The following is a 12,042-nucleotide window of genomic DNA, read 5'->3' as shown; positions in this document are numbered from 1 at the left end:
AGCGAGGCTTGCCCGCGAAGCTTTTGACGTTCTTGAGGACGCCTTCGGGCAAGCCTCGCTCCTACAGAATCCGCTTCCCACATTGGGAAATGAGTTGTCAGTTATTTTCCGCCACTACCCGCAACACTCTCCCCACCACGGGTCAGGTAATACGCGCCGAGAATCGGCAACATGGTCACCATCATGACCAGCATCGCCACGACGTTGGTCACCGGCACGTCCCGAGGGCGGCTGAGCTGGTTGAGCAGCCACAACGGCAAGGTGCGTTCGTGGCCGGCGGTGAAGGTGGTGACGATGATTTCGTCGAACGACAGGGCAAACGCCAGCATGCCGCCAGCCAGCAACGCCGAGCCGAGGTTCGGCAGGACGATGTAGCGGAAGGTCTGCCAGCCGTCGGCGCCGAGGTCCATCGACGCTTCGATCAAACTGTAGGACGTGCGGCGCAATCGGGCGATGACGTTGTTGTAGACGATCACCACGCAGAAGGTCGCGTGACCGATCACGATGGTGAACACCCCCGGCTCGATCCCCAGGGTCTTGAAGGTCGCCAGCAGCGCGATCCCGGTGATGATCCCGGGCAGGGCAATCGGCAGGATCAGCATCAGCGAGATGCCTTGCTTGCCGAAAAAGTCCCGCCGGTACAGCGCCGCCGAGGCGAGGGTGCCGAGGATCAGCGCAATCAGCGTGGCGATGGCGGCGATCTGCAGTGACAGCTTGATCGCCTCCAGTACGTCGGGCCGCGAGAACGCCACGGCGATCCACTTCAGGGTGAAGCCCTTGGGCGGAAAGCTGAACGCTGCGTCTTCGGTGTTGAAGGCATAGAGGAAGATGATCAGGATCGGGAAGTGCAAGAACAGCAACCCGCCCCAGGCGGCGATGCGCAGGCCCAGGGATGCCCGGTCTTGAGAGGAAGCGTCAGAGCGCATCGAAGGCCCCCATACGTTTGACGATGGACAGGTAAATGGCGATCAGCACGATCGGCACCAGCGTGAAGGCCGCCGCCATCGGCATGTTGCCGATCGCCCCTTGCTGGGCGTAGACCATGCTGCCGACGAAGTAGCCCGGTGGGCCCACCAGTTGCGGCACGATGAAGTCGCCCAGTGTCAGTGAAAACGTGAAAATCGAACCGGCCGCGATCCCCGGAATCGACAGCGGCAGAATCACTTGCATGAAGGTCTGACGCGGCTTGGCGCCCAGATCCGCCGAAGCTTGCAGCAAGGACGGCGGCAAGCGTTCCAGTGACGCCTGGATCGGCAGGATCATGAACGGCAGCCAAATATAGACAAACACCATGAACCGCCCCAGGTGCGAGGTCGACAGGGTGCTGCCACCCACTCCCGGCATCCCGAGTACGAACTGCAACACCGGCTCCAGGTTCAGGTACTGAACGAACCACTGGGCCACGCCGCCCTTGGCCAGCAGCAAGGTCCAGGCATAGGCCTTGACGATGTAACTGGCCCACATCGGCATCATCACCGCGATGTAGAAAAACGCCTTGGTGTTGCCGCTGGTGTAGCGCGCCATGTAGTAGGCGATCGGGAAGGCCACGATTGCACTGGCGATCGACACGACGATGGCCATGCTCAGGGTGCGCAGGATGATGTCGAAGTTCGATGGCTGGAATAGCGCTGCGAAGTTCGCCAGGGTCAGGTCGGGGGTGACCGTCATGGTGAAGTCATCGAAGGTGTAGAAGCCTTGCCACAGCAGGGTCAGCAGCGAGCCGAGGTAGATCGCGCCAAACCACAGCAACGGCGGCACCAGCAGCAGCGACAGATACAGGTTCGGCCGCCGGTACAGCAGGTTCGAAAACCGGCGCAGCGGCGAGCCGTTGGCCGGGGTTCGAGAGATCACACTGTCCATCTCATACCCCGCCTACAACATTGTCGTGCAGCGGGATCATCGCCTCGCGCGCCCAGCGAGCGCTGATGCGTTGCCCGGGCTGATGTTGCGCACTGACGTCCAGCCACTGGACGTTGGCCTGGCTGATGTTCAGGGTCTGGCCGTTTTCCAGTTTCAGTTCATAGCGGGTGGCGCTGCCCTGATACTGGATGTCATGAAGCACGCCGCTGACTTCTATTTCATGGCTGGCCAGCGGCCCTTCGGCGAAACGCACGTGTTCCGGGCGGATCGAAAACGGCTGAGGATTGCCGCTCAACTGCCGGGCCAGATCACCGCGTATCACATTGGACGTGCCGACGAATTCGGCGACGAAGGTGGTTGTCGGTTTCATATAGAGGTGGCGCGGCGTGTCGACCTGTTCGATACGCCCCTTGTTGAACACCGCCACGCGGTCGGACATCGACAACGCTTCGGTCTGGTCGTGGGTGACGAAGATAAAGGTGATGCCGAGCTGACGTTGCAGCTTCTTCAGTTCGCCTTGCATTTGCTCGCGCAGCTTCAGGTCGAGGGCGCCCAAGGGTTCGTCGAGCAACAACACGCGAGGGCGATTGACCAGCGCGCGAGCCAGGGCCACACGCTGGCGTTGGCCGCCCGACAGCTGCACCGGTTTGCGCTCGCCGTAGCCGTTGAGGGCGACCATGTCGAGGGCTTCTTCGGCGCGTTTGTGGCGTTCACTCTTGCCGACGCCTTTGACTTTCAAACCGTAGGCGACGTTGTCGAGTACGTTCATGTGCGGGAACAGCGCGTAATCCTGGAACACGGTGTTCACGTCGCGCTGATACGGCGGCAGCCCGGCGGCCTCCAAGCCATGGATGCGGATGGAGCCGGTGCTCGGCTGTTCGAAACCGGCGATCAGGCGCAGGCAGGTGGTTTTACCCGAGCCAGAAGGGCCCAGCAGGGAAAAGAACTCGCCGTCCTGGATGTCGATGGAAACCCGGTCAACGGCCTTCACCTCACCGAACTGACGGGAAACGTTGGTGAACTGGACTGCAAGCGTCATGGATACGGTGCTCCCAAAAAGCGGGGGCCCATCACAGCGGCCCCTGCCTGGACTTCTGAAAAAGCTGAATCGGTGTGCTTTTTTAGCTGGAATGCTCACTGTGGCGAGGGGGCTTGTCGGACCGCCGCACCGCCCCATTGGGCTGCGTAGCAGCCCTGAAAAGGAGAGCGCGGTTTATCTGTTAGACCGCGGTGACTGGTTCCAGGGCGGCTTCGCCACCCAACGGGGGCAAGCCCCCTCGCCACAAAGCTCCCTCGCCACAAGGGGGTGTATTACCTGCCTCCCATAATCGCGATGTAGTCCTGGGTCCAACGGCTATAAGGCACGTACTTGCCACCCTCAGCCTGCGGGGTTTTCCAGAAGGCGATCTTGTCGAACTGGTCGAAACCGTTGGTCTTGCACCCCTCGGCCCCCAGCAGTTCGCTTGCCTTGCACGCCGCCGGAACCGCCGGCAGCGAGCCGAACCAGGCGGACACATCACCCTGGACCTTCGGCGTCAGCGACCAGTCCATCCATTTGTAAGCACAGTTCGGGTGCTTGGCTTCGGCGTGCATCATGGTGGTGTCGGCCCACCCGGTGGCGCCTTCTTTGGGGATGGTCGAGGCGACTGGCTGTTTCTCGTTCATCAGGCCGTTGACCTGATACGGCCAGGAACTGGAAGCCACCACGCCTTCGTTCTTGAAGTCACTCATCTGCACGGTGGTGTCGTGCCAGTAGCGGTGGATCAACTTTTGCTGGGCGCGCAGCAGGTCGAGAACGGCCTTGTACTGTTTTTCGTCGAGCAGGTAAGGGTCCTTGATGCCCAGTTCCGGCTTGGCGGTTTTCAGGTACAGCGCCGCGTCCGCGATGTAGATCGGGCCGTCATACGCCTGCACGCGGCCCTTGTTGGATTTGCCGTCGGGCAGCTTCTGCTCTTCGAGTATCACGCTCCAACTGGTCGGCGGCTGTTTGAACACGTTGGTGTTGTACATGAGCACATTCGGCCCCCATTGGTACGGGGTGCCATAGGTTTGCTTGTCGACCACGTACCACGGCCCATCCTTCAGGCGCGGATCGAGATTCTTCCAGTTGGGGATCAATGCGGTGTTGATCGGCTGGACGCGCTTACCGGCGATCAAGCGCAGGGAGGCATCGCCGGACGCCGTCACCAGGTCGTAACCGCCCTTGGCCATCAGGCTGACCATCTCATCGGATGTGCCGGCCGTCTTGACGTTGACCTTGCAGCCGGTTTCCTTCTCGAAAGCGCTGACCCAGTCGTAGGCCTTGTCGCTTTCGCCCCGTTCGATATAGCCGGGCCAGGCAACGATATCCAGCTGACCTTCGCCGGCACCGACGGCTTTCAGCGGTTCGGCGGCCTGCAGGCTGGCGCTGGCCAGAAGCGCCGTGGCGATTGCACTGAGCAGTGCGGTCTTGTGTTCGAACATGGGGTTTCCCTCTTCTTTAATTAGGGTCGGGACAGCGTTGAACGGGGTAGTTCGCCACGAGTGGCTTGTTATTAGCGTAGTGCGCTTTGTGGGAGGCTGACCGAGGCCGGGCTGTGTCATGGGTTTATCCAGACTAGTGCCCGATGTCACGGTCGACAAATTTCCAATGCAGGATGTGATGTTTCTGCCGAATCCCGGCTTTTTATTGGCGGGATGAGAAACGATGCTCAGCGTCTGATTAATGAAACACCGCCCTCAGCTATACTCCCCCGCAATTTGACCCGCACCGAGGACTGACTGTGAAGAACTGGACGTTGCGCCAACGCATTTTGGCGAGCTTTGCGGTAATTATCGCAATCATGCTGCTGATGGTTGTGGTGTCTTTTTCTCGGCTGATGAAGATCGACGCCGGCGCAGAATCGGTTCGCACCGATGCGGTCCCGGGGGTGTATTACAGTTCGATGATCCGCGGTGCGTGGGTCGACAGTTTTAACCTCACCCAACAGCTTGTCGGCCTTTCCGGGCATCGCGAAATGACCGTCGCCGACCAGACCATGTACAAAAGTTTCGAAGAGCGCTTGAACGAGCAAATAGCCAACTACCGTAAAACCATTTTCACGGAGGACGATCGGGCTCTGTTCGAGGAGTTCGAAGTGCGTCATCAGCTCTACAACAAAGAGATGAACAACGTTATCGATCTCTATCAGCGCAAAGAGTACGACCAGGCGGTGCTTGCCCTGGAGCAAAAACTGACGCCGGCCTGGGTCAATGGGCGCATGCAATTGAACAGCCTTCTTGAAAATAATCACGCCCTGGCTGAACAATCCACGCTGGCCATCAGTGACGCGGTGACGGCCGCCAAAATCAGCATGGGCGTCTCTTTGCTGGTGGCAATCATCGCCGCCGGCCTCTGCGGCCTGCTGCTGATGCGCGCGATCATGGCGCCGATGAATCGCATTGTGGATATCCTCGAAGTCATGCGCACCGGCGATCTCAGCAGTCGCCTGAATCTGGATCGCAAGGACGAGTTCGGCGCGGTGGAAACCGGGTTCAACGACATGATGACCGAGCTCACCTCGTTGGTATCCCAGGCCCAGCGCTCCTCGGTGCAGGTCACCACGTCGGTCACCGAAATCGCCGCGACCTCCAAGCAGCAACAGGCCACCGCCACCGAAACCGCGGCCACCACCACCGAAATCGGTGCGACATCCCGTGAAATTGCCGCCACCTCGCGCGACCTGGTGCGCACCATGACCGAAGTCTCCACCGCCGCCGACCAGGCTTCGGTGCTGGCCGGTTCTGGTCAGCAAGGCCTGGCGCGCATGGAAGACACCATGCACTCGGTGATGGGCGCGGCAGATCTGGTGAACGCCAAGCTGGCGATCCTCAACGAGAAGGCCGGCAACATTAACCAGGTGGTGGTGACCATCGTCAAAGTCGCCGACCAGACCAACCTGTTGTCCCTGAACGCCGCGATCGAAGCCGAGAAGGCCGGCGAGTATGGTCGCGGGTTTGCCGTGGTCGCCACCGAAGTGCGACGTCTGGCAGACCAGACCGCCGTGGCCACCTACGACATCGAGCAGATGGTGCGCGAGATCCAGTCGGCGGTGTCGGCCGGGGTCATGGGCATGGACAAGTTCTCTGAGGAAGTGCGCCGCGGCATGTCCGAGGTGCAGCAGGTGGGCGAGCAGCTGTCGCAGATCATTCATCAGGTCCAGGCGCTGGCGCCACGGGTGTTGATGGTCAACGAAGGCATGCAGGCCCAGGCCACCGGCGCCGAGCAGATCAACCACGCGCTGGTGCAATTGGGCGATGCCAGCAGCCAGACGGTTGAGTCCCTGCGCCAGGCCAGTTTCGCCATCGACGAACTGAGCCAGGTGGCCGTGGGGCTGCGTGGCGGTGTCTCGCGATTCAAAGTCTGATGAGCGAACTTACGGCCAGGCGCGGCGTGGCGATGCCGGCGAAGCAGTCGTTGTTTCTGGTGTTCCGCATCGGCAACGAGCGCTACGCCTTGCAGGCCATCGAGGTGGCCGAAGTGCTGCCGCAACTGCCGTTGAAACCCATTCCCCGGGCGCCAGACTGGGTGGCGGGGGTGTTCGCCTATCGCGGCGCGGTGGTGCCGGTGATCGACCTCAGCGCGCTGACGTTTGGCCAACCGGCCCAGGCCCGCACCAGCACGCGGCTGGTGTTGGTGCACTATCGGCCGGATGAGGCAACGCCTGCGCAATTGCTCGGGCTGATTCTGGAGCAGGTCACCGACACGTTGCGCTGCAACCCGGCGGACTTTCAGCCTTATGGCCTGGACAATCGCCAGGCGCCGTACCTCGGCCCGGTGCGCGAAGATGCCCAGGGGCTGCTGCAATGGGTGCGGGTTGCCGATTTACTGGATGCACAGGTTCGCGCCTTATTGTTTCCCTCGCCGCCGCTGGACCTGGCGCAGTTTGAGGAGCAGGGATGAGCAGCGATCAACGGTTTTTCGATTTTCTCAAGGAGCGTATCGGCCTGGATGTCGGCTCGGTCGGCCCGGCGATCATTGAGCGCGCGGTGCGCCAGCGCATTACGGCGGTTCGGGCGCGGACGGCCGATGAGTACTGGCACACTTTGCTGGGCTCGCGCGACGAACAGCAGGCGCTGATCGAAGCGGTGATCGTCCCCGAAACCTGGTTTTTCCGTTACCCGGAATCCTTCGCCACGCTGGCGAAGCTGGCGGCCAAGCGGCTGGCGGCGATCAACAACATGCGCGCCCTGCGGATTCTCAGCTTGCCGTGTTCTACCGGCGAAGAACCGTACTCGATCGCCATGGCATTGCTTGATGCGGGGCTGGCGCCGCACCAGTTCAAGGTCGACGGCATGGACGTCAGCCCGCTGTCGGTGGAAAAGGCCAGGCTCGCGCTGTACGGCAAAAATTCGTTTCGTGGCCAGGACCTCGAGTTTCGCGAGCGCCACTTCACCGCTGAACACGATAACTATCGCCTCAGCGGGCGCGTGCTCGAACAGGTGCGTTTACAGGTCGGTAACCTGCTGGATCCGACCTTGCTGGTCAACGAGCCGCCCTATGACTTCGTGTTCTGTCGCAACCTGCTGATTTATTTCGACCAGCCGACCCAGCAGCAAGTGTTCGAAGTGCTCAAGCGCCTGACTCACGTCGATGGCGTGCTATTTATCGGCCCGGCCGAGGGCAGTCTGCTCGGCCGTTTCAGCATGCGCTCGATCGGTATCCCGCAGTCGTTTGCCTTCAGTCGCCAGAGCGCGCTCGAGCCGCCTGCGACTTTCACGCCGATGTCGCTGCCAGTGCAGCAACCGTTGCGCAGCGTGACTCCGCCGCCTGTGCGCAGTCGGCCTTTTGCGACAGTCGTGCCGATACCTCAGGCTGCCGCCACCCCTTCGGCCACCCCTTCGGACGCCGCCACGCTGTTGGCGAATATCGCCGCGCTGGCCAATGAAGGCAAAAGTGCCGAGGCCCGCACCGCGTGCGAAAGTTATTTGCGCAGTCACGAACCGGTGGCCCAAGTGTTCTATTGGCTGGGGCTGCTCAGCGATGTCGCCGGCAGTGCCCTGGAGGCCCAGGGTTTTTATCGCAAGGCGTTGTACCTCGAACCGCAACACCCCGACGCGTTGATGCACCTGGCTGCCTTGTTGCAATCCCAGGGTGACACGGCGGGTGCCAGACGATTGCAGGCCCGCGCCGCCCGCAGCGAGCGCGCCGCTGACAGTGAGCGTAAACGATGAACGCCTCCGACACCTTGAGCGTCACCCATGAAGATGCCCAGGCCATCGACGACTGCTGGAACCGCATCGGTATCCACGGCGACCAGTCCTGTCCGCTGCTGAGCGAGCACATTCATTGCCGCAATTGCGCGGTGTATTCGGCTGCCGCCACGCGCTTGCTCGACCGCTACGCCTTGTCGCAGGGCGACCGTGGGCAAATCTCCACGGTGGCCGAGAGTGAGGTGAAAACCCGCTCGCTGCTGATGTTTCGCCTCGGCGAAGAGTGGCTGGGCCTGGCCACTCGCAGCCTGGTCGAAGTGGCGCCGCTGCAAGCGATCCATTCCTTGCCGCACCAGCGCTCCCGGGCATTGCTCGGCGTGGCGAATGTGCGCGGTGCCTTGGTGGCGTGCCTGTCTTTGGTGGAGCTGTTGGGGCTCGACGACACCAGTAGCGTGGCGCCCGGCGCGCGGGTAACGCCGCGGATGCTGATCATCGCCGCCCACGGCGGGCCGGTGGTGGTGCCGGTGGACGAAGTGGACGGGATTCACGCCATCGACGAGCGCATTCTCGATGCCGCGTCCCAGTCCGGCACCCAGGCCAGCGCCAAATACACCCGCGGAGTCTTGCCATTCAAAGGTCGCAGCCTGCGTTGGCTGGATGAAGAGCAGCTGCTGTCTGCCGTGACCCGGAGCCTCACATGACCCCCGACCAAATGCGTGACGCCTCCTTGCTGGAGCTGTTCAGCCTGGAAGCCGAGGCCCAGACCCTGGTGCTGAGCGCCGGTCTGCTGGCGCTGGAGCGTGATCCGACCCAGGCCGATTACCTCGAGTCGTGCATGCGCGCGGCCCATTCGCTCAAGGGCGCGGCGCGGATTGTAGGCGTCGATGCCGGGGTCAGCGTCGCCCACGTGATGGAGGATTACCTGGTCAGCGCCCAGGAAGGGCGCCTGTACCTGCGACCCGAACACATTGATGCGCTGTTGCAGGGCACCGATCTGCTGATGCGGATTGCGACGCCGAACAATGCTCCGGCGCCTGCGGATATCGACGCTTACGTTGTTTTGATGGGACGGCTGCTTGAGCACATGGCGACTGTTCCCATCGCGCTGCCGATGGCAGAACCTCAGCTCGAACCGTCGACACCCAGGGTCGAGCCGCCCGTTCGTGCCGCCGAAACACCCGTCGAAACACTCATTGAAACACCTCAGGCAGAGCCCGCCGAGCCTGCGTCCAAGACCAGGCGCGCCACCGACACTGGCGAGCGCGTATTGCGTGTCACGGCCGAGCGCTTGAACAGCCTGCTCGACCTGTCGAGTAAATCCCTGGTGGAAACCCAGCGCCTCAAGCCGCACCTGGCCACCATGCAGCGCCTTAAACGCATGCAGAGCAATGGCCTGCGGGCGCTGGAAAGCCTCAACGTTCATCTCAAGGACCATGCCTTGAGCCTCGAAGCCCAGGAAGCCTTGGGCGATGCCCGCCGATTGCTGGCCGAGTCCCAGCAATTGCTGGTGGAAAAAAACGCCGAACTGGACGAGTTCGCCTGGCACGCCAGTCAGCGCGCACAAGTGTTGTATGACACCGCGCTGGCCTGTCGCATGCGGCCGTTCGCCGACGTGCTGAGCGGTCAAGTACGCATGGTCCGCGATCTTGGGCGCGACCTTGGCAAACAGGTGCGGCTGGAGATCGAGGGCGACAAGACCCAAGTCGACCGAGACGTACTGGAAAAGCTCGAAGCGCCGCTGACACACCTGCTGCGCAATGCGGTGGATCATGGCATCGAAACCCCGGAACAGCGACGCTTGGCGGGCAAGCCGGAGGAAGGCGTGATCCGTTTGCGAGCCTCCCATCAGGCCGGTCTGCTGGTGCTGGAGCTGAGCGATGATGGCAATGGCGTCGACCTGGAAAAGGTCCGCCGCACGATCGTCGAGCGGCAGTTATCCCCAGCCGAGACTGCCGCGCAGTTGAGCGAAGAAGAGCTGCTGACGTTCCTGTTTCTGCCGGGTTTCAGCCTGCGGGACACGGTCACCGAAGTGTCCGGGCGCGGCGTCGGGCTGGATGCGGTTCAGCACATGGTCCGGCAGTTGCGCGGCGCCGTGGTGCTGGAGCAGACGGCGGGCGCGGGCAGTCGTTTCCATCTTGAAGTGCCGCAGACGCTGTCGGTGGTGCGCAGTCTGGTGGTGGAAGTCGGTGACGAGGCGTATGCCTTCCCGCTGGCGCACATCGAGCGCATGTGCGACCTGGAGCCGGAAGACATCGTGCAGGTCGAAGGCCGGCAGCACTTTTGGTACGAAGGCCGGCATGTCGGGCTGGTCGCCGCCAGTCAGCTGTTGCATCGGCCGGCGAGCCAGAACAGCGCGCAGACCCTCAAAGTCGTGGTCATGCGCGAGCGCGAGGCGATCTACGGGGTGGCGGTCGAGCGGTTTATCGGCGAGCGGACGCTGGTGGTGCTGCCGCTGGACGAGCGTCTGGGCAAGGTACAGGACATTTCCGCCGGGGCTTTGCTCGACGATGGCTCGGTGGTGCTGATCGTCGACGTCGAAGACATGCTGCGTTCGGTGGACAAATTGCTCAATACCGGGCGTCTGGAGCGCATTGCCCGGCACGCCAATCAGGCCGTTGAGGCCGCGCGCAAACGGATTCTGGTGGTGGACGATTCGCTGACCGTTCGTGAGTTGCAGCGCAAGTTGCTGCTCAATCGCGGCTACGACGTCGCCGTGGCGGTGGACGGTATGGATGGCTGGAATGCCCTGCGTTCGGAGGATTTCGATCTGCTGATCACCGACATCGACATGCCGCGCATGGACGGCATCGAGCTGGTGTCTTTATTGCGTCGCGACAATCGCCTGCAATCGCTGCCGGTGATGGTGGTGTCCTACAAGGACCGCGAAGAAGACCGTCGTCGTGGACTGGACGCCGGCGCCGACTATTATCTAGCCAAGGCCAGTTTTCATGATGACGCCTTACTGGATGCAGTCGTTGAGCTCATTGGAGGGGCGCGAGCATGAAAATCGCCATCGTCAACGATATGCCCATGGCGGTAGAGGCTTTACGCCGCGCCCTGGCGTTCGAACCGGCGCACGAGGTGGTCTGGGTTGCCAGCAACGGGGCCGAGGCGGTGCAACGTTGCACCGAATACACCCCGGATCTGATCCTGATGGACTTGATCATGCCGTTGATGGACGGCGTGGAAGCGACCCGGCGGATCATGGCCGAGACCCCGTGTGCGATCGTCATCGTCACCGTCGACCGTCAGCAGAACGTGCACCGGGTGTTCGAAGCCATGGGCTACGGCGCGCTGGATGTGGTCGATACCCCGGCGCTGGGCGCTGGTAACCCTCAGGAAGCCGCTGCGCCGCTGCTGCGCAAGATCCTCAACATTGGCTGGTTGATCGGTGACCACAGCAATCGGGAGCGATCGGCACCGAGCCCGCACCGCAACTCGGCCTCGCGCCAGCACCTGGTGGCGATCGGTTCATCCGCTGGCGGGCCGGCGGCGCTGGAAGTGCTGCTCAAGGGCCTGCCCCGGGATTTTTCGGCGGCCATCGTGCTGGTCCAGCATGTGGATCAGGTGTTCGCCGCCGGCATGGCCGAATGGCTGGCCAGCGCCAGCGGCCTGGACGTGCGCCTGGCCCAGGAAGGCGAACCGCCGCAAAGCGGCACGATCCTGCTGGCCGGTACCAATCACCATATCCGCTTGCTGAAAAACGGCACGCTGGCCTACACCGCCGAACCGGTCAACGAGATCTATCGGCCGTCGATCGATGTGTTTTTCGAGAGTGTGGCCAATTACTGGAGCGGTGATGCCGTGGGCGTTCTACTGACCGGTATGGGGCGTGACGGCGCCCAGGGGCTTAAACTCATGCGCCGACAGGGCTACCTGACCATCGCTCAGGACCAGAACAGCAGTGCCGTGTACGGAATGCCCAAGGCGGCCGCAGCCATCGACGCTGCCGTGGAAATCCGCCCGCTGGACAAGATAGCGCCACGTTTGCTGGAGATTTTCCAAAAATGA

9 protein-coding genes and 2 pseudogenes are annotated in these 12,042 nt (G+C 62.3%); 7 read left to right on the top strand and 4 right to left on the bottom strand.

The window, feature by feature from the left end; translation table 11 throughout:
• Positions 1-101: 101 nt before the first annotated feature.
• The 4 genes from AC07VO_RS27540 to ydcS all read right to left on the bottom strand — a co-directional run bounded on the left by AC07VO_RS27540 (position 102) and on the right by ydcS (position 4,323).
• Positions 102-926, bottom strand: a complete 825-nt coding sequence (locus tag AC07VO_RS27540) for an ABC transporter permease (protein WP_019581623.1) — start codon at positions 924-926, stop codon at positions 102-104.
• Complete coding sequence (locus AC07VO_RS27535; RefSeq protein WP_086946355.1) at positions 916-1,860, bottom strand: ABC transporter permease; 945 nt, start codon at positions 1,858-1,860, stop codon at positions 916-918. Before AC07VO_RS27535 ends, AC07VO_RS27540 begins: the two co-directional genes overlap by 11 nt.
• A gap of 1 nt (position 1,861) precedes the next feature.
• Positions 1,862-2,899, bottom strand: coding sequence for an ABC transporter ATP-binding protein (locus AC07VO_RS27530; protein ID WP_086946356.1), 1,038 nt, complete (start codon positions 2,897-2,899; stop codon positions 1,862-1,864).
• A gap of 272 nt (positions 2,900-3,171) precedes the next feature.
• On the bottom strand, positions 3,172-4,323 hold the full coding sequence (ydcS, locus tag AC07VO_RS27525) for a putative ABC transporter substrate-binding protein YdcS (protein WP_018926690.1): 1,152 nt from the start codon (positions 4,321-4,323) through the stop codon (positions 3,172-3,174).
• Between the two features lie 359 nt (positions 4,324-4,682).
• Here ydcS and AC07VO_RS27520 point away from each other — a divergent pair.
• The 7 genes and pseudogenes from AC07VO_RS27520 to AC07VO_RS27490 all read left to right on the top strand — a co-directional run.
• A pseudogene (locus AC07VO_RS27520) lies at positions 4,683-5,096 on the top strand (MCP four helix bundle domain-containing protein); the annotation flags it as partial.
• Positions 5,070-6,245: pseudogene (locus AC07VO_RS27515) on the top strand (methyl-accepting chemotaxis protein); the annotation flags it as partial. The pseudogenes AC07VO_RS27520 and AC07VO_RS27515, both read left to right, overlap by 27 nt.
• Positions 6,245-6,781 (top strand): chemotaxis protein CheW, encoded by a 537-nt coding sequence (locus AC07VO_RS27510; protein ID WP_018926686.1) that lies wholly within the window; start codon positions 6,245-6,247, stop codon positions 6,779-6,781. The pseudogene AC07VO_RS27515 and the gene AC07VO_RS27510, both read left to right, overlap by 1 nt.
• Positions 6,778-8,052: a CheR family methyltransferase gene (locus tag AC07VO_RS27505; RefSeq protein WP_086946357.1), complete on the top strand. Its 1,275-nt coding sequence runs from the start codon at positions 6,778-6,780 to the stop codon at positions 8,050-8,052. The genes AC07VO_RS27510 and AC07VO_RS27505 overlap by 4 nt, the downstream gene beginning before the upstream one ends.
• On the top strand, positions 8,049-8,732 hold the full coding sequence (locus AC07VO_RS27500) for a chemotaxis protein CheW (protein ID WP_018926684.1): 684 nt from the start codon (positions 8,049-8,051) through the stop codon (positions 8,730-8,732). The genes AC07VO_RS27505 and AC07VO_RS27500 overlap by 4 nt, the downstream gene beginning before the upstream one ends.
• Entirely contained in the window at positions 8,729-11,035 is a 2,307-nt protein-coding gene (locus tag AC07VO_RS27495; RefSeq protein WP_064616246.1) for a hybrid sensor histidine kinase/response regulator, read from the top strand. The genes AC07VO_RS27500 and AC07VO_RS27495 overlap by 4 nt, the downstream gene beginning before the upstream one ends.
• Positions 11,032-12,042, top strand: coding sequence for a chemotaxis response regulator protein-glutamate methylesterase (locus tag AC07VO_RS27490; RefSeq protein ID WP_064616247.1), 1,011 nt, complete (start codon positions 11,032-11,034; stop codon positions 12,040-12,042). Before AC07VO_RS27495 ends, AC07VO_RS27490 begins: the two co-directional genes overlap by 4 nt.

It is taken from the genome of Pseudomonas sp. GW821-FHT03E01 (assembly GCF_059420765.1).
This window is presented reverse-complemented; position numbering and strand designations above follow the sequence as displayed.